The 23,322-nt window shown below is 62.2% G+C and carries 20 protein-coding genes and 1 rRNA gene; 8 read left to right on the top strand and 13 right to left on the bottom strand.

What is annotated here, in order from left to right; all coding sequences use genetic code 11:
• The 6 genes from TU80_RS25095 to TU80_RS25070 form a co-directional block, all read right to left on the bottom strand.
• Complete coding sequence (locus tag TU80_RS25095) at positions 1 to 1,107, bottom strand: efflux RND transporter periplasmic adaptor subunit (protein WP_057005637.1); 1,107 nt, start codon at positions 1,105 to 1,107, stop codon at positions 1 to 3.
• Positions 1,108 to 1,125: 18 nt separating this feature from the next.
• Positions 1,126 to 2,349 (bottom strand): TolC family protein, encoded by a 1,224-nt coding sequence (locus tag TU80_RS25090; RefSeq protein WP_057005636.1) that lies wholly within the window; start codon positions 2,347 to 2,349, stop codon positions 1,126 to 1,128.
• Positions 2,350 to 2,458: 109 nt separating this feature from the next.
• Positions 2,459 to 3,364, bottom strand: a complete 906-nt coding sequence (locus tag TU80_RS25085) for a cation diffusion facilitator family transporter (protein WP_046384819.1) — start codon at positions 3,362 to 3,364, stop codon at positions 2,459 to 2,461.
• A 137-nt stretch (positions 3,365 to 3,501) separates the two neighbouring features.
• On the bottom strand, positions 3,502 to 3,999 hold the full coding sequence (locus tag TU80_RS25080; protein ID WP_017844499.1) for a DUF4411 family protein: 498 nt from the start codon (positions 3,997 to 3,999) through the stop codon (positions 3,502 to 3,504).
• The gene (locus TU80_RS25075; protein WP_046384820.1) at positions 3,996 to 5,132 is read right to left on the bottom strand and encodes an XRE family transcriptional regulator; all 1,137 of its coding nucleotides are present in this window, start codon (positions 5,130 to 5,132) and stop codon (positions 3,996 to 3,998) included. The genes TU80_RS25080 and TU80_RS25075 overlap by 4 nt, the downstream gene beginning before the upstream one ends.
• Positions 5,133 to 5,204: 72 nt before the next feature.
• Positions 5,205 to 6,509 (bottom strand): MFS transporter, encoded by a 1,305-nt coding sequence (locus TU80_RS25070; protein WP_046384821.1) that lies wholly within the window; start codon positions 6,507 to 6,509, stop codon positions 5,205 to 5,207.
• Positions 6,510 to 6,694: 185 nt separating this feature from the next.
• Here TU80_RS25070 and TU80_RS25065 point away from each other — a divergent pair, with 185 nt between their 5' ends.
• The 4 genes from TU80_RS25065 to TU80_RS25050 all read left to right on the top strand — a co-directional run bounded on the left by TU80_RS25065 (position 6,695) and on the right by TU80_RS25050 (position 11,919).
• Positions 6,695 to 8,113, top strand: a complete 1,419-nt coding sequence (locus TU80_RS25065) for a short-chain fatty acid transporter (protein WP_017844502.1) — start codon at positions 6,695 to 6,697, stop codon at positions 8,111 to 8,113.
• Between the two features lie 141 nt (positions 8,114 to 8,254).
• Complete coding sequence (locus tag TU80_RS25060; RefSeq protein WP_017844504.1) at positions 8,255 to 9,955, top strand: acid phosphatase; 1,701 nt, start codon at positions 8,255 to 8,257, stop codon at positions 9,953 to 9,955.
• Between the two features lie 122 nt (positions 9,956 to 10,077).
• Entirely contained in the window at positions 10,078 to 11,247 is a 1,170-nt protein-coding gene (locus TU80_RS25055) for a hypothetical protein (RefSeq protein ID WP_057005635.1), read from the top strand.
• A 147-nt stretch (positions 11,248 to 11,394) separates the two neighbouring features.
• Positions 11,395 to 11,919 (top strand): SET domain-containing protein, encoded by a 525-nt coding sequence (locus TU80_RS25050; protein ID WP_057005634.1) that lies wholly within the window; start codon positions 11,395 to 11,397, stop codon positions 11,917 to 11,919.
• On the opposite strand, the gene can is transcribed toward TU80_RS25050, so the two are convergent.
• Complete coding sequence (can, locus tag TU80_RS25045; RefSeq protein ID WP_017844507.1) at positions 11,916 to 12,560, bottom strand: carbonate dehydratase; 645 nt, start codon at positions 12,558 to 12,560, stop codon at positions 11,916 to 11,918. The two genes, TU80_RS25050 and can, sit on opposite strands and share 4 nt — an antisense overlap.
• A 151-nt stretch (positions 12,561 to 12,711) precedes the next feature.
• Between can and TU80_RS25040 the strand changes: the two genes are divergently transcribed.
• A complete protein-coding gene (locus TU80_RS25040; protein WP_046384824.1) occupies positions 12,712 to 13,086 on the top strand; it encodes a hypothetical protein in 375 nt (124 codons plus the stop codon).
• A 53-nt stretch (positions 13,087 to 13,139) separates the two neighbouring features.
• Here TU80_RS25040 and rimI read toward each other — a convergent pair whose 3' ends face one another.
• Entirely contained in the window at positions 13,140 to 13,592 is a 453-nt protein-coding gene (gene rimI / locus TU80_RS25035; protein ID WP_057005633.1) for a ribosomal protein S18-alanine N-acetyltransferase, read from the bottom strand.
• Positions 13,585 to 14,328, bottom strand: coding sequence for a hypothetical protein (locus TU80_RS25030; RefSeq protein WP_017844510.1), 744 nt, complete (start codon positions 14,326 to 14,328; stop codon positions 13,585 to 13,587). Before TU80_RS25030 ends, rimI begins: the two co-directional genes overlap by 8 nt.
• A gap of 187 nt (positions 14,329 to 14,515) precedes the next feature.
• On the opposite strand from TU80_RS25030, the gene mksB reads away from it, so the two are divergent.
• Genes mksB through mksF form a run of 3 tightly spaced genes read left to right on the top strand, consistent with a single transcriptional unit; the run spans position 14,516 to position 19,327 of the window.
• Positions 14,516 to 15,793 (top strand): Mks condensin complex protein MksB, encoded by a 1,278-nt coding sequence (gene mksB / locus TU80_RS25025; protein WP_017844511.1) that lies wholly within the window; start codon positions 14,516 to 14,518, stop codon positions 15,791 to 15,793.
• Entirely contained in the window at positions 15,783 to 16,490 is a 708-nt protein-coding gene (gene mksE, locus TU80_RS25020; RefSeq protein ID WP_046384827.1) for an Mks condensin complex protein MksE, read from the top strand. Before mksB ends, mksE begins: the two co-directional genes overlap by 11 nt.
• The gene (gene mksF / locus TU80_RS25015; RefSeq protein ID WP_017844513.1) at positions 16,487 to 19,327 is read left to right on the top strand and encodes an Mks condensin complex protein MksF; all 2,841 of its coding nucleotides are present in this window, start codon (positions 16,487 to 16,489) and stop codon (positions 19,325 to 19,327) included. Before mksE ends, mksF begins: the two co-directional genes overlap by 4 nt.
• A 186-nt stretch (positions 19,328 to 19,513) precedes the next feature.
• Here the strand turns inward: mksF and TU80_RS25010 are convergent, their stop codons facing one another.
• The 4 genes from TU80_RS25010 to rrf all read right to left on the bottom strand — a co-directional run.
• On the bottom strand, positions 19,514 to 21,817 hold the full coding sequence (locus TU80_RS25010; protein WP_057005632.1) for a PqiB family protein: 2,304 nt from the start codon (positions 21,815 to 21,817) through the stop codon (positions 19,514 to 19,516).
• Positions 21,810 to 22,433 (bottom strand): paraquat-inducible protein A, encoded by a 624-nt coding sequence (locus TU80_RS25005; protein WP_057005631.1) that lies wholly within the window; start codon positions 22,431 to 22,433, stop codon positions 21,810 to 21,812. Before TU80_RS25005 ends, TU80_RS25010 begins: the two co-directional genes overlap by 8 nt.
• On the bottom strand, positions 22,420 to 23,079 hold the full coding sequence (locus TU80_RS25000; protein ID WP_046384830.1) for a paraquat-inducible protein A: 660 nt from the start codon (positions 23,077 to 23,079) through the stop codon (positions 22,420 to 22,422). Before TU80_RS25000 ends, TU80_RS25005 begins: the two co-directional genes overlap by 14 nt.
• 168 nt (positions 23,080 to 23,247) lie before the next feature.
• Positions 23,248 to 23,322: ribosomal RNA gene (gene rrf / locus TU80_RS34055) — 5S ribosomal RNA — on the bottom strand; the annotation flags it as partial.

The raw sequence follows: 23,322 nt of genomic DNA, 5'->3' as shown, positions 1-23,322 counted from the left end.
TCAATGGGCGTGTTCGGCCGAGCCTTTGCCCAGTTCGGACTTGAGGATGAAGCTGCCAACCGTGGCCACCTGTGCCCCGGCGTCGAGGCCCCGGCGCACTTCGACGTAGCCGTTTTCGCTGACGCCCAGTTCCAGATGGCGGGTGACGAACCCGTCCGCCGTGCGAACGAACACCGAGGGCTTGTCCTCGACGGTCTGGATCGCGGCCTCGGGCACGGTGACCTTGGCCTGGTAGGTGTCGGTGGCGATCTGTACGGCGACGAACAACCCCGGGCGCCAGGCGTCATCGGGGTTGGGCACGGTCACGCGCACGGTGGCGGTGCGCGTCTGCTCGCCCAGCAAGTTGCCCACATAGGCCACGGTACCGAGTACTTCGGTGCCCATTTCGGTGGAGCTGACTTTCACCGGCTTGCCGACGCGGACCTTGTTCAAGTCCTTGGGAAAGACGCCGAACGTGACCCACACCTGCGACAGGTCCGACAAGGTGAAGGCGTTGCTGGTCTCGCTGACCACCTCGCCGACGCCCAGGTGTTTCTCCACCACCACGCCGGCGAACGGTGCGCGCAATTCATAGCGATTACCGCCGGCCGGCACGGCGCTGCCGCTGAGGGCGGTCATCTTCTGGCGGGCGTTGTTCAGGGCGATTTCGGCTTCCTGCAAGGCCTGGCGCGCCAGCAGGTAATCCTGCTCGGCGGAGATCTTGTCCTGCCACAGTTGGCGCTCGCGCTGGAAGGTGGTGCGCGCCAGTTCGAGGCGGCGCTGGCTGGCGGCCAGCTCGCTGCGCTGATCGGAAATCTGCTGGCTGGCGATCACCGCCAGCAACTCGCCTTGCTTGACCGTCTGGCCGAGGTTGACCTTCACTGCCTCCACCACCCCCGCCGCACGCGGCACGATGTGCGACGTGCGGTCTTCATCGAAGCGCACTTCACCCGGCAACGACAGCACCGTGCTGATCGGCCGCGGCTGGGCCTGGGCCAGTTGAATACCCGCGGCCTCGATCTGCTGCTCGGTGAGTTCGAGTGTGCCTTCTTCTTCCTCGGCGTTTGCCAGGCCGGACAGCATCAGGCCCAGGACAAGGGCTAGCGCCACGCCATGTTTAGTCTGCATAGAGGACTCCAAAAAAAATCAGAAACGGGCGAGGTCGCCGTAGATCCGTTCGATGCGTACCCAGGCGTCGGTGGCCTGGGCGGTCGCCGTGAGGTATTGGGTGCGGGCAGCGATCAAGGTGCGCTGGGCGTCGAGGACGTCGAGGAAGTTGAACTTGCCCATTTCGAAGCCACGGGTGGCGCTGTCCACCGCGCTCTGCGCGGCGGGCAGGATCTGCTGGTTGAACGCGCGCACTTCGGTGTTCGCGGTTTGCCACAGGTCCAGGGCCTGGCGGGTTTCGGTGCGCAGGCGCAGTTCGGCGGCGTTGCGCAGGTCACGGGCCTGGTCGGCACGGCGGGTGGCCGCGAGCACGTTGCCCTGATTGCGGTTGAACAGCGGGATCGGCATCGATACGCCCACCAGATTCACGCGCTCGCGCACGCTGGCGTCGTACTGGCTGCCAATCGACACATCGAGGTCGGGGATGCGCTGGGCTTTTTCCAGGCCCACGCTGGCTTCGTTCTGCAGGATTTGCAGTTCGGCCAGGCGCAGCTCGGCGGTCTGTTCAAGACGCGCCAGCAGTTGCGCGGCGGGCGGCAACGTCGCCGGGCCGCTGCTTGGCGTGGCGACGGCGGCGAAGTCGGGCGCGGCGCTGCCGGTGCTGGCGGCCAGGCGGCGATAGGCATCGCTGACACCCATCTGGGCGCGGTTGAGTTCCAGGCGGATTTCCGACAACTGCACCTGGGCGCGGGTGGCTTCCACTGGCGACGATTTACCGGCGTTGACGCGGCCGTTGGCGATCACCAGGCCGCGCTCGGCCAACGCCAGGGAGCGTTGCGCCAGGTCGAGGCGCTCCTGGGCGCGAAGGGCGCCGTAATAACTGTCGATCACCTCGGCGCGCAAGCCGTTGCGGCGCTGTTCGAGGGTCAGCGCCGCGACGTCCTGGCCGCGCGTGGCGAGCTCGATGCGCGCGCCGCGCTTGCCGCCCAGTTCCAGGGTCTGGCTTAACTTGAGCGTGGTGGTGCGGGTGTCGCGGCGGGTGTCTTCGGCATCCCACGAGGCCACCGGGTTGGGGATCAGCCCCGCCTGCTGGCGGCCGCCGCTGGCGATGTCGATCTCCCATTGCGCGGCGGCCAGGTCGGGGTTGTTGGCGAAGGCGGTTTGCAGGGCGGCGTCGAGGGTCAGGGTTTGGGCGCCGACCCCTTGCGCCGTCGCCAGCAACACGATGATCGAGCACAGTAGAGTTCTTGCACGAGTTGGCATAACGAGAGTTCCAGGCCCATGAAATGGCGGATAAATCCAAGCCGGGGCACTGTAACTTTCGGTACTTATCAGGGCGGTGGGGCGAACATTACAAATCCGTTAGCAAGGCTCAAGCATGGGCGTCTTCGGGCCCGTCACGATGAAAACCCTCGCCCTCGACCTGCAGCGTGACGTGGGAAATATCGAATTGTTCATGCAGCAATTGCGTCACTTGAGCGAGGACCTGCTGTTCGGTGCCCGGCATCGCATCCGCCACCAGATGGCTGCTCAGCACGTTCTTGCCACTGGTGAGCGCCCAGATATGCAGGTCGTGTACGTCCTTCACGCCGGGCACGCCACGCATGGCCTGCTCCACGCTGTCGATATCGACGCCGTCGGGCACGCCTTGCAGCAGCACATTCATGCTGTCCTTGAGCAGCACCCAGGTGCGCGGCAACACCCAGAAACCAATCGCCGCCGCCACCACGGAGTCGACCCAAGCCCAGCCGGTCAACATGATCACGACGGCCGCGATGATCACGCCGATAGAGCCGAGCATGTCGCTCCAGACCTCCAGGTACGCGCCTTTGACATTCAGGCTTTCGCCGCTGCCGGCGCTGAGCAGGCGCATGGAGATCAGGTTGACGAGCAGCCCCAGCACGGCGATCACCAGCATGCCGGTCGACTGGATTTCGGCGGGTGCCTGCAGGCGTTGATAGGCCTCATAAAGGATGTAGAACGCCACCGCAAACAGCAGCAAGGCATTGAACGCCGCCGCCAGGATTTCAAAGCGGGCATAGCCGAACGTGCGCTTGCGGTCGGCGGGGCGCTTGGCGATCTGGATCGCCACCAGGGAAATCGCCATGGCCAGGGCGTCGGTCATCATGTGCGCGGCATCGGACAACAGCGCCAGGCTGCCGGTGATAAAGGCACCGATCACCTCGGCAATCATGAAACTGCTGGTCAGCCCGAGGGCCATCCACAACTGCCGTTCGTGGCCGGCGCGTACCTGGGCGTGGTTGTGTCCTGCGCTCATGAAACATCCTCGTGGGGTGTGGTTGGATGAATCATAGAGCTATCGGCTAAATACGCTGGCACGGGTTACAAAATTGTCATCCGCACGCCAGCAGGCGGTTACCTTTGATGACACCAAAACCTCTTTGCCCCAATGGGTCAGCGGTGCAAAACGAAACGTGCGTCCAGCTTACCGAGCAACTCAAACGTATTCATATAAGAGACGCCGACCAGTGAGCACACATTGGGAATGGTGTATTTACGCTTGATATCGGGGTTATACACTTCATGGGTTACAACCACCGCTCCCGTCGTCATCGCCTTGGCAATCAGCCACGGGTCTGCCCCTTCAAGAAACTCCTCAAGCGCGCCAACCTTCATCAGCGGCGCCTGCTCGGCAATTTTGGCGACGATATACCCAAATGCCACTTGAGTCCGTTCATCGCTGGCGTCTTCAAAGAGCTGGGCATTGCTCTTGACCCACTGGGTCAGATCGTCATTGCCTTTAGCCAGCTCGTCCCTTACCGGTACGATACTGGCAATCTCCAAAGCCTGGTGTTGTTGAAGTATCCATGCCCAATAGCCCGGACAAATCGTCATCCCGTAATAGCGATTCTTGGCCTCGATCAGCGTATTCGAATCCAATAGATGCTTCATGCCGAGAGCTTCATTCCATACGTCTTCAACTTGGCAGGCTGCACACCCAGCAGTTTTCCCGCGTCGCGTAGCAAAATCTGACCGCTCTGGGCTTGCGCCAGAACAGCCTTGCTCAACCGGGTACTGTTCCTGGTCGCAGCGGTACGGTAGTAGTCCCCTCCACCGCCGTCCTTATCTCGATATGCCTGCAAGATCCGTCGGTAGTAGGCGCCGTATTGATCGCCGCTGATGTAACCAAGGTCACGCGCACGGCGGGCAATGACGAGTGTGCTGACATGAAAGCGCCCCGCCAAAGGCGCCAGGTTGTCTTCCCAGTAAAGATCGCTGTCCCAGTACGCGCTGAAGGCGATTCCCGGCGCAAGAAACTCGCCCGCCACCGCATTGCAGAAGGCTTCTTCTTGACCAGGCCCCTGACTGCCCCCATCGGATACGCCCGTACTGCCGATCCAGAGATGGGCAAGCTCATGCACCAGGGTAAAAAGCCGTGCCGAGGGTGCATCCGCACTGTTGATAAACACAACGGGGGCCATCACGTTGCTGATCGCAAATCCTCGAAACTCGCTGACATCAAGTTTCCTGCGGGTATTGCCCAAGGCAACACCGCTGCGCATAACGAGAATGCCGGCGTCTTCCGCGCCACTCACCAATGCCCGCATATAGTCTTCATAACTCATACGGGCCGGGGCATCGGTTACGCCCAGGACACGACGGATATCGGCAACGACGTCCTTGATCGGCGAGCGACTGTTGAAGCTCCCGACAAAGGAAAGCGGCGCTCGTTCGTGATCCTGCAAATACTCCAGGTACCAGGCCTGTTTGCGTAGCACATCCCTGACGGTGTCCATCAAATCCAGGCTGGGTTTATCGGGTAATTCGCCGCCTACCGTGCGCAGGTCCGGAAGTGGCAGATGCTCCTGTGGAGGCGCCTGGAGAAAGAGAAAACCAAAAGGAACATGCGCGATGGCAGCCCACTTTTGCGCCTGGTTAAAGGTGGGAAGGCTCCGGCCGCTCTCCCACTCCATGACCCTTTGCGTCTTGACCGTAAGCCCCTTGGCGACCTGAGCCTCAGACAGCCCCGCCCGCTGGCGAGACCAGGACAGAATGGCGGGGTTGATAAGGGCCGTCTGGGTCATGAAGGGCTATGTGCTGATCGGGGGGTGGACCTGACTATAGGAGCGGCCGCAATACCCGTCAATTGGTGGCCCTTAGGCTCCGCGAGCGCCTGCATCCACTGCGTGGCGCTTGCTGAACAGCACCACACTCACCACCCCCACCGCGCCCATCACCACGCAATAACCCACGCAAATCCACGGGCTGGTCGGCATCAGTGCGATCAGCATCAAGGGCGTGGTGCTCGCCCACAGCGCGTAGGCAATGTTGTAGGTGAAGGAAATGCCTGACACCCGCACCGGCGCCGGGAACAGTCCGACCATCACCGACGGCACTGCGCCGACCACGCCGCAGCTCAAGCCTGCCACGGCATATGCCGCGCCGAGCCAGACGCCACCGGCGATCAGGCTGGCGTATAACACGGCGATCCCCAGTGGCAGCAACAGGCTGTAGACCAGCACCGCGCGCCAGGCGCCGATGCGGTCCACCAGCAGGCCGGCGAGTACGCAACCGATGTTCAGGAACACAATGCCCAGCGCACTCAGGGCGAAGGTGTGGCTGGGCGTCATGCCGAAGGTTTTCTGCATCATGGTCGGGGTGATGACCACCAGCACCACCACGGCGGAGGTGAGCACGCAGGTGAGGATCATCGCCGGCAGCAACACGCGGCGATGGTCGCGCAATACGGTGCGCAGCGGCAGTTCGGCGGCGGCTTGGCGGCGCGCCTGCATGTCGAGGAATACCGGGGTTTCGTTGAGCCAGCGGCGCAGCCACACGCCGATCACGCCGAAAACGCCGCCGAGCAGGAAGGGGAAGCGCCAGGCGTAGTCGAGGATCTCCGCCGGGGTGAAGATTTGCGCCAGCAGCGTGGCGGTCAGTGCGCCGAGCAGGTAGCCGAAGGTCAGGCCGGCCTGCAGGAAGCCCAAGGCGTAACCGCGGTGATGGGGCGGCGCGTGCTCAGCGACAAAGGTCCAGGCGCTGGGCACTTCACCACCCACCGCCGCACCTTGCAGCACGCGCAGCACCAGCAGGATCAGCGGTGCGAAATAGCCGATTTGCGCGTAGGTCGGCATGATCCCGATCAGCAGGCAGGGCAAGGCCATCATCAGGATGCTCAGGCTGAACACGCGCTTGCGCCCCAGGTGATCGGCGAAGTGCGCCATCAGGATGCCGCCCAGCGGGCGCGCGAGGTAGCCGGTGACGAAGATCCCGAAACTTTGCAGCAGGCGCAGCCACTCGGGCATTTCCGGCGGGAAGAACAGTTGGCTGAGGGTCAGCGCGAAAAACACGAAAATGATGAAGTCGTAGATTTCCAGGGCACCGCCGAGGGCGGCCAGGCCCAGGGTTTTGTAGTCGGAGCGGGAAAAACGCTGCGCCTGGGCAAGCGAGGTGGCAGTCATGTTGAGGCTCGGCAGACAAACAAAATGGCGTGCAGGTTATGAGCTGCGCCGGATGATGGCAATCGCGGCGGATATATTTGTTTTCCTCAATGATCGATGAAGATAACTGCATTCCCATATCAATGGCCGTAGCGGAACATGCCGTAAAACTGCCAAAACCATAACAATTACAAGAGGAATGACTCGTGGCCGATGCTATCGAAGAAAGCCGCTATGCCCGATTTGCCCTGCGCTGCTCCAATTTCGCCGAACGCTGGTTTCCCGACTCCTGGGTGTTTGCCGCCCTCGCCGTGATCATTGTCGCCGTGGCGACCCTGGGCATGGGCGCCGCGCCGACCGAAGCCGCCAAGGCGTTTGGCGATGGGTTCTGGAGCCTGATCCCGTTCACCATGCAGATGGCCTTCGTGGTGATCGGCGGTTACGTGGTCGCCAGTTCGCCACCGGCGGTGAAACTGATCGACCGCCTGGCGCGCATCCCGAAGAACGGCCGCTCGGCCGTGGCTTGGGTGGCGTTGATTTCCATGGTTGCCTCGTTGCTCAACTGGGGGCTGTCCCTGGTGTTCGGCGGTTTACTGGTGCGCGCATTGGCGCGGCGCACGGACTTGCGCATGGACTACCGCGCTGCCGGTGCCGCGGCCTACCTGGGGCTCGGCGCGGTATGGGCGCTGGGGCTGTCGTCGTCGGCCGCGCAGTTGCAGGCCAACCCGGCCAGTTTGCCGCCGTCGATCCTGTCGATCACCGGGGTGATCCCGTTCACCGACACCATCTTCCTGTGGCAATCCGGCGTGCTGCTGCTGGCGCTGATCGTGGTCTCGCTGATCATCGCCTACGCCACCGCGCCCGGCCCGAACAGCGCCCGTGACGCCAAGGCCTGCGGGGTCGACCCGGCCTTCAACCTGCCCACGCCGCAGGCCCCGACACGCCCGGGCGAATGGCTGGAACACAGCCCGGTGCTGACGATCCTGCTGGCGGTGCTGGCGGCGGGTTGGTTGTTCCACGAGTTCTCGACCAAACCGGCGATCAGCGCGATTTCCGGGCTGAACACCTATAACTTCCTGTTCATCATGGTCGGTGCGCTGCTGCACTGGCGCCCGCGCAGCTTTCTGGACGCGGTCGCCCGCGCGGTGCCAACCACCACCGGCGTGCTGATCCAGTTCCCGCTGTACGGCTCGATTGCCGCGCTGATGACGGTGGTCAAGGGCGGCGACGGCCAGACCCTGGCTCACCATATCTCGACCTTCTTCACCTCCATCGCCTCCCACGACACCTATGCCCTGTTGATGGGCGTGTACTCGGCGGTGCTGGGTTTCTTCATCCCGTCGGGCGGCGGCAAGTGGATCATCGAAGCGCCCTACGTGATGCAAGTGGCCACTGACCTGCAATACCACCTGGGCTGGGCCGTGCAGATCTACAACGCGGCCGAGGCGCTGCCGAATTTGATCAACCCGTTTTATATGCTGCCGCTGCTGGGCGTGTTGGGGCTGAAGGCGCGGGATCTGATCGGGTTTTCGTTCGTGCAGTTGCTGGTACACGCGCCGTTGGTGTTGTTTTTGTTGTGGGCGTTGGGGACGACGTTGAAGTATTTGCCGCCGGTGATGCCTTAAACGCAGCGGCAAGCTTGAGGTTTGTAGCTCCAGGCTTTCCGCTTAAAGCGTGTAACTTCAAGCTGTCTTCCCTGCGTCACATTCCACTGCTACCGTCCTGGCGAAATATCTTGCAACAAACCGCCAGCAAGGACTCCCGCAATGAGTGACGAGCACGAAGACCGCCCGGCCCCCGATTCCATCGATCAACCGCCGGTAGACACCAGCCGGCGACGCTTCCTCGGCGGCGCAGCGGTGCTGGGGGTGGGCGCGACCTTGAGTGCCTGCGGCAATCCCGGCGACGCGCCGGGCAAACCGCTGCCTCGGCCGCTCACGCCGCAAGAGTTGGATAAGGCATTACACGACCAAGTGAAAACCGTCGTGGTGATCTACGCCGAAAACCGCAGCTTCAACAACCTGTTTGCCGATTTCCCCGGGCTGGAGAAACCGCTGTCGGCGTTGTCTCCCGCCGACTATCAGCAGCGCGACCGCGACGCCAGCGTATTGACCACCCTGCCCCCGGTGTGGGGTGGTGTGTTGCAAGTCGGCTCGCAAAGCGTCGACGGGGTGACCTACCCCAGCGAAGTGCAATTCCAGGAAAACCTGCCCAACGCCCCGTTCGCCCTCAAGGGCCCGAACGCCGAAGACCTGCCCTTGAGCCTGGTCACCCGGGATTTGTGGCACGTGTTCTACCAGAACCAGATGCAGATCAACGGCGGCAAGAACGACAATTTCGTCGCCTGGGCCGACTCCGGCGGCCTGGTGATGGGGCATTACGCCCAGAGCCGTTATTCCCTGCGCCTGTGGGACGTGGCCAAGGAGTTTGTGCTCTGCGATAACTTCTTCCAGGGCGCATTTGGCGGCTCGTTCCTCAACCACCAATACCTGATCAGCGCGACCGCGCCGGTTTATCCGAACGCCGCGCAGTCGGTGGCCAAGGCGCAGATCGCCACGCTGCAAAGCGACGATCCCACCGACCCACGCCTCAAGCCCCTGGACAAATCCCCGGCCAGCGCCATGAGCGGCCCGCCGCAGTTCGGCCCGAGCGCGCTGACCCCGGACGGTTACGCCGTGAACACCCTGGCCCCGCCCTACTGGCCGACCTGGATTCGCGACCCGCAAAACCCGGACTACGCCAAGCCCGACCTGCCCAACGTGCTGGTGCCGCAGACCCACGAACACATCGGCGACAAGCTGTCGAAAAAGAACATCGACTGGGCCTGGTACGCCGGGGCCTGGCAAGCGACGCTGGAACAGTTCAAGGACTCGGGCGGCATTCCGAAGATCCCCAACTTCCAGTACCACCACCAGCCGTTCAACTACTTCAAGCAACAGGGCCCGGAAAACCGCGCGGAGCGTGACAAGCGCCTGCGCGACGCGGGCCTGGGCGATGAGTCGAGCACCAACAAGTTCTTTGCCGACGCGCAGGCGGGCAAGCTGCCCGCCGTGACCTTCTACAAACCCCAGGGCAACCTCAACATGCACGCCGGTTATGCCGACGTAGCCTCGGGCGACCGCCATATCACCCGCGCCCTCAAGGTGCTGCAGGAAAGCCCGCAGTGGAAAAACATGGTGGTGGTGGTGACCGTCGATGAAAACGGCGGCTGGTGGGACCACGTGGCACCGCCCAAAGGCGACCGCTGGGGCCCTGGCACACGGGTTCCGACCCTGGTGGTGTCGCCGTTCGCGCGCAAAGGCACGGTGGACCATACGGTGTACGACACCGCGTCGATCCTGCGCCTGATCACCCGCGTCTTCCAGTTGGAGACACTGGACGGGCTCAAGCGGCGCGACGACGCCATGATCGCCCGCGGCCAGAAACCGATGGGCGACTTGAGCAATGCGTTGCAGTTCGAGGTGTAGGACGGCTTATCCAATAGCGACACGCCCGGCGATTTTGCACGCGGTTTTCCTGGTCAGCCGCTACTGTGTGGAGGTGGGCTTTCACCCCGCGCAGACGGGCTCTCGCTGACAAGGAATCATCTATGTTTAAACCGACCAGGTTGTCCTTCACCTTGGCCGCACTGATCGCGAGTGCGGTCGTACAGGCCGACATCGACGTACCGCTGGGCAGCACGCAACGGGTTACCCAGTTGTTCGCTTACCCCAATAACTGCAACGTGATCTGCTTCCGGCCGTGGACGCTGGAGCAGACCGTCGAGCACTACCTCAACCAGAGCCTGCAGCGCGACGGTTACAGCCGCGCCAAGGTCAGCGTCAGAAAGCATGACGGCCAGGTCGCGGCGACCTTCAGCGGCGTGCCCGACAACTATGGCCAGCCGCTGACGAGCTTGCTCGCTACCGCCGACCTGGCCTACCAGGGCGCGAGCCGGCTTAACAGCGATGGCAAGTGGGCTTACAACTGGTACTTGTTCCTGCCGCTGGGCATGGCCCTGGAAAACCGCAAAAGCATCGAACTGCTGCACTTTCCGCCAGATTACTCACTGACCCAGGCCCAAGATTACCTGGAATCGGCCACCACCGACCGCTGGGCCGCCCTGCTCGTCGACAATGGCATTCCGGCCACCGAAACCCCGGCCTACCAGACCATCATCGACATCGCCCCGATCGCCGCGCCGTCCAACGCCGGGAAAGACCTGGAAAACGTCTACAGCTACTTCACCGACTACCAGACACGCATGGTCAAGGAACTGAGCCTGCCGCCCAAAGGTGCGTTGCCGATGGTCGCGTTCGGCGCACCGGTGCGCAGTTGGATCAAGCAACAATACGGGCAAACCGTGGGTGTGCTGGGCCTGGCGCAGATCAGCCCGATCCCCGGCAAAACCGTCTCGGTCCTGGGCGCCAACCACCCCAGTTACATCTGGTATGCGGCAAGCCCCGACACGTATGACGGTAACGAGCAGAAGGCCGACGAGGCCGGTTTGAAAGTGATGGGCCAGGATTTGAGCGCCGCCTGCTGGCAAGCCGGAATGGGCCAGAAACCGGCGAGCGATGCGAATGTGCTGCTCAAGGCGTGCATGAACACCTGGCAGGTCACGCGTAAAGAACAGACCTGCGAATTGTTCTACACCTCGGTGCGCAACCTGACCCCGGAACAGGCCAACGCCAAATGCGCCACGTCCGCGATCAAAGCCCAGCTCAAACAACTGAAAGACGCCGCGCCCACCCCGACGATCAGCGCCCCGGCGCTGTAAAAACGCAAAAAAAAAACCGATTTCTACTGTCAAAGTTGACAGTAGAAATCGGCGTTATGTTCAGCGAGTCTTGATCCGGGCCCATCCGCTGCAAGACTGGCAGTCAGACACCACCCGCAGGTCGATGCAGCCCAACCCAGGAGAGTTATGAAAACTCGCGCCATGGATAAGGCTGTAAACCCTGTGAATGACTGCCTTTACCCGTTCAAGACACTGTTCGTCGGGCAGGGCTACCCTTCGTCCAAACACTTCCAGGTCAGCCACGCCAGGGACGGCGCCGGGGCCAGGGTCAAGACGCGCATCGCCTTTGAGAGTCGCATACGCATTGCCAAGGTCTCCGGCTACGCGGTGAACGAGCGACGCCCGCACACCTTGCAACTGTCGCCGCGCATCCACTTGTACGACTGTTGGTTCTGCGGCCTGCTGCGCCACTCCTGCAACCCGAATGTATTTTTGGACACCACCTACCTGGAGCTCTGGACCGTGCAGCCCATCGCGGCCGGCGCCCTGTTGACCCTGGATTACGCCTGCACCGAGGACGCGCTGTTCCGGCAGTTCGCGTGCCAATGCGGCGAGCTGAACTGCCGGGGCTGGATCACCGGCAGCCAGGAGCCGCTGAACGCCGAAGGGCAGACGTTCATGACCCTGTGGCGCGAGCGCAAGCGCCCTTAGGCTTCACCCAGCGGGCGCAAGCGATACTGCGGCGGCAACTGCTCAAAACCAGTGATAGTGGTGTTCAAGCTCTTCCAGCGGCCATCCTTGATGCCGTAGATGCAACCGTGGATCGACAGGCTCTGCCCCCGGTGCCAGGCGTTTTGCACGATGCTGGTATGACCGACGTTGGCCACCTGCTGAACCACGTTCAATTCGCAGAGGCGGTCGACGCGCTCTTCCTCAGTCGGCAACTTGGCCAGCAGATCGCGGTTTTCGTAGTAAAGGTCGCGAATGGTGCGCAGCCAGCCGTCGATCAGGCCGAACTGACGGTCCTGCATCGACGCCCGCACACCGCCGCAGCCATAGTGGCCGGTGACCAGGATATGTTTGACCTTGAGCACATCGACGGCGTACTGAATCACCGACAGGCAGTTAAGGTCGGTGTGCAGCACCACGTTGGCCACATTACGGTGTACGAACAGATCACCCGGCAGCATGCCGACGATTTCGTTGGCCGGTACGCGGGCGTCGGAACAGCCGATCCACAGGTATTCCGGTGCTTGCTGGCGGGCCAGTTTGGCGAAGAATTCGGGATCTTCCTGTTTGATCGCATCCGCCCAGCGTTCGTTGTTATCAAGCAGCTCTTGTAGTTCGTTCATCAGGGAAAGCCTCAGGAATGATGCGCAGCTTTGACAGACGACCGCCCGTCCGGGTCACGCCCGGAATAAAGATAGACGGCAGGCGATGACTTGAATCTTGGTGCGCCAGGCCTGTCCACACACTATAAGCCCCACAGTATGAGGATTGGCCATGACTGAATCACGACGTCCATACGGCGCTACACAGCCGGAACCGATTGATGACAATGAGGATCGCATGGGCTCGGTGCGCGAGCTGGACTTTGACGATCAAGAGCCGACGGCGCAAATCGGCGATGAACTGCCGCTTGTCGAGCGCAAACACCGGATGCGCGATAAACGGGTGGGCGAGGCCGAGACGACCGATGACGAGATGAGCCCGGAGAACCTGATCCGCGAGGACGGCGCACGGGATGCACAGGAAGAAGGCGAAGGCGAACAGGCCGATTGGGACCTGAGCATCGTGAATGAAGATGACATCGGCGGCGGCAACGGGTTGGATGAGGCCGAATTGGCCGAGCGAGATCCTGTCGACGGCAACCGCTGACACCCTGTAGTTCCAAATGTGGGAGGGCGCTGGCTCCCACATGGGTTGCGTGTTCAGTCGACGAGGGTGCAGGCCATCACGACCGCATCTTCGCGACCGCCGACGGCTGGGTAGTAATCGCGCCGACGGCCGATTTCATTGAAGCCATAGCGTTCATACAGCCGGAACGCGCCGGCATTGCTGTCACGCACTTCGAGGAAACATTCCCGTGCGCTGGCGGCATAGGCGCGGGACATCAGGGTCTCGAGCAGCGCCAGGCCGAGACCGCGGCCCTGGTTTTCCGGTTTGACGGTGATGTTCAGCAAATGCGCTTCATCGAGGATGATCTGCACCACCCCGTGGCCCACTTGCTGCTCACCTTCGAACATCAGCCAGATCTGGTACTTGCCCAGCCCGTCGAGAAAGATCCCGCGGGTCCAGGGGTGGCTGTATGCCGCATATTCGATTTTCAGCACGGCGTCGAGGTCGGCCTCGGTCATCGGGCGGAAGGATAAAGCCTCACTCATCGATTGTTTTCCAGCGCGCCATCAGCCGGCGCATGGCTTGCCAGACATCAGCCTTACGCTGTGGCTCTTCCATTAATAATTCCAGGCCCGGCAGGGCCCATACCGAGCCCAGGCCTTCGACCTGCAGCTCGCGGTACCAGACTTCGGCATCGGCTTCGCCTGCAAACCGCACGGCGGGCAGGCCGATCAGCCACAGGCACACGCAGGGTTCGTCTTCCAGGCGTGCCGACACAAAACCTTGCACAAAATCCCGCGCGGCGTCCGGGCCCTGGTCCATGGTGCCGCGCACCAGCAACGGCCAGCGCACCGGGTCGCCGACGATTTGCGGGCTGTCGGGCAGGCCGGCGGCGCGCAGCATGTCCTTGAGCAACATGTAGGCCGGATCGCGGGTCTGGAAGCGCTCGCCGGTAGGCAGCTCGACCAGCAACAGGCAACGCCCGGCCCGCAGCAATTGCAGGGCAAACCGCGGCGGTGGGACGACAGGCGCCTTGACCACCGGGGCCGCCTCTTCAGCCACCGCCGGCTTGGCCATCGGCGACGGGCGTGGCACCTCGACCTTGGCGCGTTCGACCACCGGCCGCGTCGGCGGCTCAGGCTTGACCACCGCCACGGGCGCAGCCGCCTCCTCGCCCGACGTTTCCAATCCGTCATCGGGCTCGAGCGCCTGCAGCAGCTCGGGCCGCGACGGGGCGGCAAACGGCAGTTCGGTGCGGGGCAGCCAGTTGACCACCTGCATGGCAGTCAAGTAAGCGCGACGTCGGGACTCGATAAGCACAGCTCGGCCACTTGTGGATAAGTAAAGAGCGGGGATTCTACCGCTGTTCGGTAACAATCGCCCACTGCGCACTGACCGGCTGTGGATAAATCCCGCGCCTGATGCAGTACAATTGCGACTTTTAATCGCCAACCAGCCGGCCATTCCCATGATCGAACCCAAGCGCGTCCTGCGCGCCCTCGCCGAACACTGGGCCTTACTTGAGCCACTGTGCGAACACTTCGACCAAGGCACCCTGAGCCTCGGCGAGCTGCGCGCACAACTGGCCGCCCAACAACTGGACAGCACGCCCCAGGACATCACCAGCCTGCTGGACGTGTGGATTCGCCTGGATATCCTGGTGCCTGTCGCCAAGAGCCCGAACCGTTTCGAGCTCAATGCGCAGATCCACGACTTCCTCGCCTATCTTCGCAAGGAGCACCGGCTTGGCCTGTGCCTGGAAATCGAAGCCTACCTGCGCCACCTCGAGCGCCTGGCCGGTTATATCCAGGACGCCTTCGACATCCGTGACGGCCACGACCTGGCCCGGCAACTGCGCCTGCTCGACATGCGCGTGCGCGACGTGCTGAAAAAACTCGCCAACGACGAACAGGCCCTCGCCGCCGTGGCCGACCGCGCCAAGACCAGCGACCGGCAGATCCCGTTGCGTCAGCGCTACGCCGAAGTGCTGGCGACCTGGGACGAATACGTCGAACCGATGATCCAACTGGTGAACGCCGACGGCGCCTTCGAACAAGGCGTGCGCAAGGTCGAAAACGTGCTGCTGCGCCTGCTCACCGAGCAGCAGCGCCTCGGCCATCTGGTCGACGACGACATGCTGTTGCGCACCCACGCGCGCATCCTCGAAATGCAGACCAGCGCCCAGTTGACCCTGCGTCACGCCCGCGAGCTGCTGCTGCCGCTGCGTGAAGAAGCGCGTCGGCACAACGCCGTGACCCGTGGCGCCGCGCTGGCGCTGTCGGCCATTCGCCGTAAAGGCCTGGACGCGGTGCCGCAGGCCGCGATGCCGATGTTCACCCGGCCGCAAAGCACCTTCCTCGGCAGCGCCAGCCAGGTCGAGGCCTACGTGTACGCCCTGGCGAACTTCGAGCCGAAACCGGCGCGCTTCCCCAAGGCGCACAAGTCCCATAAAGGCGAAGCCCAGCGCGCACCGCGCACGGTCAAGGAAATGCTCGAACGCTGCGAAGACGCGCTGCCGATGCCGGACCTGATGACATGGCTGCTGGAACAGGAACCGGACGGCGCCACCGACGAATTGCTCTACTGGTTCTCGCGCCTGTCCCGCGAAAAACGCTTCAAGCGCGAGCGCCTGGAACGCCGCGATTACCACACACACGAGCATCAGGTCAGCCTGCGCTCATTCGCCCTGCTCCCGGCCACGCCCGACGCCGCCGAGAATTCTGCGAGCACCCCTTATGCATCTTGATCTATCCGAACTGTCCCAGCTGGCGCCGATCTTTCGCGAGCTGTTCAAGGGTTACCACGTCAGCCGCCGCGACCCGGAGCTGTACGCACAACTGTCGAATTTCCAGGACCAGTACCGCACGCTGTTCAAGGCCCTGGGCTTTGAACTGGTGTGCGATACCCGTGGTTTCTATTACTTCGTGCCGGATTCGGCCATCGCCAGCGCGCAGGTGAACAAGACCGCGCAGCGCCTGGCGCTGTTCACCTTTATCATCGTCGAGCACCTGGCCGACCAGGGCCGCGACCCGATTGCCGTGCTCGACGGCGGCAGCCTCGGCCGCGATGAACTGCCGTCACTGCTGGAAAAATACCGCGACCTGTTTATCCAGGCCGAAGTGCAAACCCAGGAAGAGCTCGAAGAGAAAATCATGCGCCGCATGACCCAACTGGGTTTTGCCAGCGAAGAAAACGGCATCTATCGCTTTCTGCCGCCGATGCATCGCTTCCTCGATGTGTGCCTGTCGGTGCAACAGGACCGCGACCTCGCGGCCAGCATCCACAGCGTGCTGCCATTGCCGACACCGGTGCTCATCGATGAAGACAGCGATGAAAAACTGCTGAAGACCGATGACCCGCTGGACTTGAGCGACTTTGCCGACGAAAGCGAAGAAGACGCCCTGGCCCGCGCCATTGCCGAAGAACAGGAGACCGACGCATGAGCAAGGAACGCTACGGCATCCGCCGCTTCGCCCTATTGAATACCGCCGGCTACAGCCTCGGTTTGTTCCCGCTCGAAGAGCCGCTGTCGGTGTACGGCGCGAACAACCTGGGTAAATCCGCATCGATCAACGCCTTGCAGTTCCCGATCCTGGCGCGCATGTCGGACATGAGTTTCGGCAAGTACACCCTGGAACAATCGCGGCGCTTCTACTTCGCCACCGACACCAGCTACATCCTCGTGGAAGTCTCCCTGCCCCACGGCCCGCATGTGATCGGCGTGGTCGGGCGCGGCCCGGGCGGTGGTTTCGGTCACCAGTTCTTTGCCTACGCCGGTAAGCTCGACCTGGCCCACTACCAGAAAAACGACACCTGCCTGCGCCAGAAAGAGCTGTTCACCAACCTGGAGCGCGAGGGCCTGAAAGCCTACGAACTCAAGCCCGATGAACTACGTCGTTTGCTGGTCGGCGGCCACACGTCGATCCCGCTGGACCTGACGCTGATCCCGCTGCGTTCCACCAGCGAACAGAGCCTGAAGACCTTCCGCGCGCTGTTTATCAACCTGCTGCACATGCGCGAAATCACCGCAGCCAAGCTCAAGCAATTGTTCCTCGATGCGTTTGAGCACAGCCTGCGCTCCGGCAGTGTCGATTACATCGCCGCGTGTGAAGAAGCCTTCCGCGACGTGCGACGCATGGAGCAGGACTACAACTCCCTGGTCGCCGCCGGCCCGCTGGTCGAGGCCCTGGCCAATGGCGTGAAACAACGCGACATCCTGCGCGGCAAATTGCATCGCCTGTCGCCGCTGTTGGACTCGCTGCTGGGCACCTGGTCGGACTACGCCAGTGCGCGCAAGGAAGAGCTGACCATCCAGGCCGAGCACTACCGCAACGAGCAGGACGCGCTGCAGCACGACCAACGTGGCGGCACCCAGGAGCTGATGCGCCTGGAGCGCGAAATCAGCGGTATCCAGCGTTGGCTGGGCGAGCTGTCGGTGCTCAAGCATCGCTTTGCGCTGGTCGATGATGTCAGGGTGCTGGAACAGCAACTGCTGGCAGCCAAGGATGCCCACGATGAACTCGCCGGCGCCCTGGCGCAGTCGCGGCAGTTCAGCGCCGAGGACTTGGACGAGCGCCTGCGCGAGCTGGAAAAACGCCTGAAGTCGGTCAAGCAACAGCTCGATCACGCAGACAACAACAGTTACGCCAAGCTGCGCGAAGAATTCTCGCAGCAAGATGTCGAGCGTCTGATGCGTCTGTTCAACAGTTCGCTGTTCAGCCTGCCGCTGGGTGAGCATGGCATCACGCTGGATGAGGACGGCCAGTGGGTCAAATCCCTGGAACTGATCCTTGATGGTTTCAAGGGTGAGCGCTTTGAAGTGCCGGGGCTGTCGATCGACATCTCCCACATCGAGCCGCCCGCCTTGCAGGCCCTGGCGGATCGTGCGGCGTTGCGCGACCAGAAAGAGCGCCTGGAAAAAGAACTCAAGCAGCTCAAGACGCAGCAGGCGGTGGCCTCTGACCGCGCCGCGAGTAAAACCCAGACCGAAGCGCTGTACCAGCAAGTGCTGGACGCGCAAAAGGCCCTGGAAGATTTCCGCCGTGCGCAAACCCTGAGCGCCGAAGAAGGCGAGAAGCTGGAACAGCTGGCGCAGATGGAAGCCGCCCAGGATGAATTGAAACGCTCCAGCGATGCGTTCACCGAACGTGTCCAGCAACTGTCGGCCAAGCTGCAACTGGTCGGTCGCCAGATCGGCGATATGGAAGCCAAGCAACGCACCCTGGATGACGCTTTGCGCCGTCGCCAGTTGCTGCCGGCGGACTTGCCGTTCGGCACGCCGTTCATGGACCCGGTCGACGATTCCATGGACAACCTGCTGCCGCTGCTCAATGACTATCAGGACAGTTGGCAAGGCTTGCTGCGCGCTGATGGCCAGATCGAAGCGCTGTACGCCCAGGTTCGCCTCAAGGGCGTGGCCAAATTCGACAGCGAGGATGACGTGGAGCGGCGTCTGCAACTGCTGATCAACGCCTATGCTCACCGTACCGACGAAGCCCTGACCCTGGGCAAGGCACGGCGCGCGGCGGTCACCGATATCGCACGGACCTTGCGCAATATCCGCAGCGACTACGACAGCCTGGAACACCAACTGGCCTTGTTCAACCGTGAGATCAACAAGCGCCAGGTGTCGAACCTGCAGAGTTTCCGCATCGTGCTGGCACCGAACAAGGAAGCGCTCAAGCATATCGACCAGATCATCCACAGCGCCGGTCAGTACGAAGAAGGCGAAACCCTGTCGGTGTTCGACTTGAGCCAGAGCGCCGAGCAGGACAACAAGAACGAAGAGGCCAAGGAATACCTGGCGCGCCTGGTGGCGGCCAACCACAACCAGTTGGGCCTCAAGGACTTGTTCGAACTGGCGTTCGAGATCACCAAGGTGCATGGCCAGCCGGTGATTCACACCGACATCGATGGCGCGGCGTCCAACGGCACCACCATGACCATCAAGGCGCTGACCAACATGTATTTGTTGCTGCACTTGATGGACCGCGACCAGGCCGGGCGCGTGCGCTTGCCGTACTACCTCGACGAAGCGGCCGACATCGATGAGAAGAACCAGGCGGCGCTGCTGGAGACCAGCCTGCAATTGGGCTTCGTGCCGATCCTGGCGAGCGTGAAGCCGCAGGTGTCGGCCCAGGTGGCGATCGACCTGGAAGGCGGCAGCGGGCCGAACGGGATCTACATCGATGAGGCGGACTGGAAGTACATCCGGCGCCATGATGCGGTGAAGGCAACGGTGACGGTGCAGGCGGATGAGCCGGAGTTGGATGAGGTCTGACGTTCGGCGGTGAAATGCCAAAAGGCCGCGATCTTATGGATCGCGGCCTTTTTTGTGGGCTGGGGTTTGGTGGTGTTTTTGAGGGCCTCATCGCGGGCAAGCCCCCTCCCACAAGTGACCGCGTTTATCCTGTAGGAATGCGCTCATCTGTGGGAGGGGGCTTGCCCGCGATAGCCGCGCCTCGGCCTACTTGCCCAGCGGAATCTTAGGCGCCCAGGTCAGCCACTCATCCTCAAACTTATCGAACAGCGGGAAGGTTTGCTGCGGCCGCGCGGCGCTGCCCATGCGTTCGCCATCGGGCGTGGCGAAGGCGATGCCGCCGGCAACCAGGGTTTCCAGGGACTCGGTGCGTACCGTCGCGCCTTTGAACAGGCCGAAGTCGAGACCAAAACCGCTGCTGTTCCAGAAGCGGCTGCCGCTGCGCACCAACGCCGCGTACTTGGGCTCGATCAGGATGTGGATCAGCACGCGGTCAGCGGTCTGGCCCAATTCGTAGCCGGTGACTTTGCCCACAGTGACTTCGCGGTAAGTGACGGGCACGCCTTCTTTGAGCGAACCACGGCGTGCGGCACTCAGTACCAGGCTCAGGCCTGCCTCCTGGTGGACGGCTTCGGGCGGCTGGTCCAACGCGACGAAGCTCTTCTGCGGCCCGGCGTTTTTCAGCGCGGGCAGCACTTCGATGTATTGGCCGGTGACCAGGGTTTCCAGGTTCGAGGTTTTCATCAGGCCCAGTTCCGGCTTGACCACCCAGAACTGGCTGCCGACGCGTGCGATGCGATCCGTCACCTGGGTGATGCGCGCACCGAGCAGCACCGATTGCAGATCGGCGCTGAGGTCGACGCTCTCGATCTTACCGACGTCCAGGCCTTTGAAACGCACCGGGGTGCCGGGGCGCAGGCCGTCGGCGCGGTCGACTTTGATGGTCACCAGGGTGCCACTCTGATTGGCCGCTTCACGATCGGCGAACAGGCGGAAACGTGGGATACGTTTTTTCAGCGGCACGTTCGGTTCCGGCGTTTCAAAGGCGATACCGCCGGACATCAGGCTGGCCAGGGATTCGCTTTTCACCTGGATACCGCCGGTGAGGCCGCCGGTCAGGGTCACGCCGCTGGCGTTCCAGAAACGCGTCGAACCATTGACCAGGTTGGCGTACTCCTTCTCGATATGGACGCCGATCACCAGCTGTTTGTTCTTGCGCGAGAACTGATAGCTCTGCACCGAGCCGACCTTGACCTGCTTGTAGAGGATCGGGCTGCCGACATCCAAGGAGCCGAGGCTGTCGGTGAACAGCACCATGTGCAGGCCAGGGGAACGCAGGTCCAAGGGCGGCGCCTTGGCTCGAGCCACGTATTCCCGTTGGGGCGGAGAACCTTTGTCACCGGGACGAACCGCGATGTAGTTACCTTTGACCAACGCCTCGAGCCCAGTGATGCCAGCCAGGGAAATCGACGGCTTGACCACCCAGAACTGGGTGTCCTGTACCAGGTAGTCTTCGGCCAATGGGTCGAGGGTCAGCTCGGCGTTGGCGCTGGACAGGTCCGGGTCGATCTTCAGGGTTTTCAGGCTGCCGACCTGGATGCCTTTGTACATCACCGGGGTGCGCCCGGCCTGCAGGCCTTCGAAGTCGGTGAGTTTGACCTTGACCTTGATGCCGGCGGCGGCGGCGTCGAAGTCTTCATACAGACGGAAGGGCAGGCTCGAGTCGGTCGGCGGGCTGTCCTTGCGATTCTCCGGGGTGGCGAAGGCGATACCGCCGGCGACGATGCTGGAGAGCGATTCGCTGCGCACCTTCACGCCGGAGAGGTTGGCGTCGATGCTGATGCCGCTGGCGTTCCAGAAACGCGTGTGTTTGCGCACCAGGCTGGCGTAGGTCGGTTCGATGTAGACCTTGATCTCGACGGTGCTCTGGTCCTCGGACAACAGGTAGCTTTTGACCTGGCCGACCTGGATCTGCTTGTAGAACACCGGGCTGCCGCGGTTGAGCGAGCCAAGGCGGTCGGCCTTGATGGTCAGGTGCAGGCCTGGCTTGGCGTCGGACAAGGGCGGTTCTTCGGACAGCGCCTTGAATTTGCGTGTGGGCTCACCGTCGCCGGGGCTGGCGGCAATGTAGTTCCCCGACACAAGGGTCTCCAGGCCGGTGATGCCGGCGAGGCTGACGCTGGGTTTGACCAGCCAGAAGCGCGTGTTGGTCTTGAGGTATTGCTCGACGTCCTTGTTCATCTCGATGGTGGCAATCACCCCGCGATTGTTGCCTTCGTCGTCCAGGGCCAGGGTCTTGACCTTGCCCACGGGCATGCCTTTGTAGACTACTTCGGTCTTGTTGACCTGGATGCCTTCGCCGCTTTCGAAGCGTACCTGGATCTCGATGCCTTGCTGAGAATAGGCACGCCAGCCCAACCAACCGCCGATGATCAGGGCGATCAGGGGCAGTACCCAAATAGCCGACCAGTTGGAAGCCGGGCGGGTTTTAGCTTTAGGCAAATCACTCATGGTCGTCGTCCGACTCCGTGTTATCCCAAATCAGTCGGGGATCAAAAGTTACTGCGGCAAGCATCGTCAAGATCACCACACTGGCGAACGCCGCCGCGCCGAGGTTGGCCTCGACACTGGCAAGCCGTCCAAAGTTTACAACCGCCACCAGGATGGCGATCACGAAGATATCCAGCATGGACCAGCGGCCGATGAATTCGATAAAGCGGTACATGATAATCCGTTGTTGCGCGGACAGCGGTTGGTGACGCTGCACCGAGAACAGTAGCAGACCAATACCTATGAGCTTGAACGTCGGCACCAGGATGCTGGCGATGAACACCACGGCGGCGATGGGGAACATGCCGTGCTGCACCAGTTGGATCACGCCGGACATGATGGTACTGGGATCGCCCTGGCCGAGGGAATTGACGGTCATAATCGGTAACAGGTTGGCCGGGATATAGAGAATCGCAGCGGTGATCAGCAAGGCCCAGGTGCGCGTCAGGCTGTTGGGACGACGGGCATGGACCAGCGCACCGCAACGGGTGCAGGTTTGCTCATCGGTGTCCGGTTCTTGCTTGTTCAATTCGTGGCATTCGGTACAAATCAGAATGCCTGCATCAATCGCCCGCATGATCATCCTCTCCTGACAGTGCTTGCCAGATCTGGTGGGGCGACATCACCACCTCAAGCAGAACCTGAACCATTAATAGGCTGACGAAGCAGACCAGACCCAGGCCAATCGTGATGGAGGCCATGTCGGCGAGCTTTACGATCGCCACCAGGACGCCCATCAGGTACACCTCCAACATCCCCCAATCTCTCAGGTGATGGTAAATGCGGTAGAGCAACAGCCCGTAACTGCGACCGATGTTCCAGCGGATGCTGAGCAACACCGCCAATTGGCAGAGCAACTTGAGCAGGGGAATACCCATGCTGCACAGGAACACGACGGCAGCGACGCCGTGCATGCCGGTGTCGAACAGGCCGACGACGCCGGTCCACACGGTGTCCTCCGAGGACTGTCCGAGTAGATTGAGCTGCATGATGGGCAAAAAGTTCGCGGGGATGTACAACAATAGCGCTGCCAAGACTAAGGCGAGGCTTCGTTCGACGACGTTGTGGCGATGCGCGTACAGCTCGTAACCGCAGCGCGGGCACTGGGCTTTTTCGCCGAGGGCGAGCACAGGTTTGCGCATCAATAAATCGCACTCATGGCATGCCACCAGGTCGTCCAGGGGTAAATCCGACACCTTGGGGGCATCAACCGGATCGGGCATAGATAGGGCTCGGACGCTAAAAAAGGTTAGGTACCTATTCTAGTGGTCTGGTTCAGAAATAACTGCGCAATTTTGTCGAGTACCGAGGGGGGCGAGCCACTTGACCCTTTCCGACCGCCCAAAACAAAACCCCTGTCTGCGCGAGCAAACAGGGGTTCTGGAATTTAATCTTGACGATGACCTACTCTCACATGGGGAAACCCCACACTACCATCGGCGATGCATCGTTTCACTGCTGAGTTC

Origin of the sequence: Pseudomonas veronii, from assembly GCF_001439695.1 — a bacterium.
In the GTDB taxonomy this organism is placed as follows: Bacteria; Pseudomonadota; Gammaproteobacteria; order Pseudomonadales; family Pseudomonadaceae; genus Aquipseudomonas; species Aquipseudomonas veronii.
The sequence above is the reverse complement of the archived record's forward strand: the minus strand, read 5'-3'. Positions and strand labels throughout refer to the sequence as shown.

Excerpts from the sequence above, each read along its gene's own strand:
- TU80_RS25085 (WP_046384819.1), bottom strand. The coding sequence starts at position 3,364 with ATGAGCGCAGGACACAACCACGCCCAGGTACGCGCCGGCCACGAACGG.
- TU80_RS25055 (WP_057005635.1), top strand. The coding sequence starts at position 10,078 with ATGTTTAAACCGACCAGGTTGTCCTTCACCTTGGCCGCACTGATCGCG.
- TU80_RS25010 (WP_057005632.1), bottom strand. The coding sequence starts at position 21,817 with ATGAGTGATTTGCCTAAAGCTAAAACCCGCCCGGCTTCCAACTGGTCG.
- TU80_RS25060 (WP_017844504.1), top strand. The coding sequence starts at position 8,255 with ATGAGTGACGAGCACGAAGACCGCCCGGCCCCCGATTCCATCGATCAA.
- TU80_RS25095 (WP_057005637.1), bottom strand. The coding sequence starts at position 1,107 with ATGCAGACTAAACATGGCGTGGCGCTAGCCCTTGTCCTGGGCCTGATG.
- TU80_RS25070 (WP_046384821.1), bottom strand. The coding sequence starts at position 6,509 with ATGACTGCCACCTCGCTTGCCCAGGCGCAGCGTTTTTCCCGCTCCGAC.
- TU80_RS25090 (WP_057005636.1), bottom strand. The coding sequence starts at position 2,349 with ATGCCAACTCGTGCAAGAACTCTACTGTGCTCGATCATCGTGTTGCTG.
- mksF (WP_017844513.1), top strand. The coding sequence starts at position 16,487 with ATGAGCAAGGAACGCTACGGCATCCGCCGCTTCGCCCTATTGAATACC.
- mksB (WP_017844511.1), top strand. The coding sequence starts at position 14,516 with ATGATCGAACCCAAGCGCGTCCTGCGCGCCCTCGCCGAACACTGGGCC.
- rimI (WP_057005633.1), bottom strand. The coding sequence starts at position 13,592 with ATGAGTGAGGCTTTATCCTTCCGCCCGATGACCGAGGCCGACCTCGAC.
- TU80_RS25005 (WP_057005631.1), bottom strand. The coding sequence starts at position 22,433 with ATGCGGGCGATTGATGCAGGCATTCTGATTTGTACCGAATGCCACGAA.
- TU80_RS25040 (WP_046384824.1), top strand. The coding sequence starts at position 12,712 with ATGACTGAATCACGACGTCCATACGGCGCTACACAGCCGGAACCGATT.
- TU80_RS25000 (WP_046384830.1), bottom strand. The coding sequence starts at position 23,079 with ATGCCCGATCCGGTTGATGCCCCCAAGGTGTCGGATTTACCCCTGGAC.
- TU80_RS25030 (WP_017844510.1), bottom strand. The coding sequence starts at position 14,328 with ATGCAGGTGGTCAACTGGCTGCCCCGCACCGAACTGCCGTTTGCCGCC.
- mksE (WP_046384827.1), top strand. The coding sequence starts at position 15,783 with ATGCATCTTGATCTATCCGAACTGTCCCAGCTGGCGCCGATCTTTCGC.
- TU80_RS25050 (WP_057005634.1), top strand. The coding sequence starts at position 11,395 with ATGAAAACTCGCGCCATGGATAAGGCTGTAAACCCTGTGAATGACTGC.
- TU80_RS25080 (WP_017844499.1), bottom strand. The coding sequence starts at position 3,999 with ATGAAGCATCTATTGGATTCGAATACGCTGATCGAGGCCAAGAATCGC.
- can (WP_017844507.1), bottom strand. The coding sequence starts at position 12,560 with ATGAACGAACTACAAGAGCTGCTTGATAACAACGAACGCTGGGCGGAT.
- TU80_RS25075 (WP_046384820.1), bottom strand. The coding sequence starts at position 5,132 with ATGACCCAGACGGCCCTTATCAACCCCGCCATTCTGTCCTGGTCTCGC.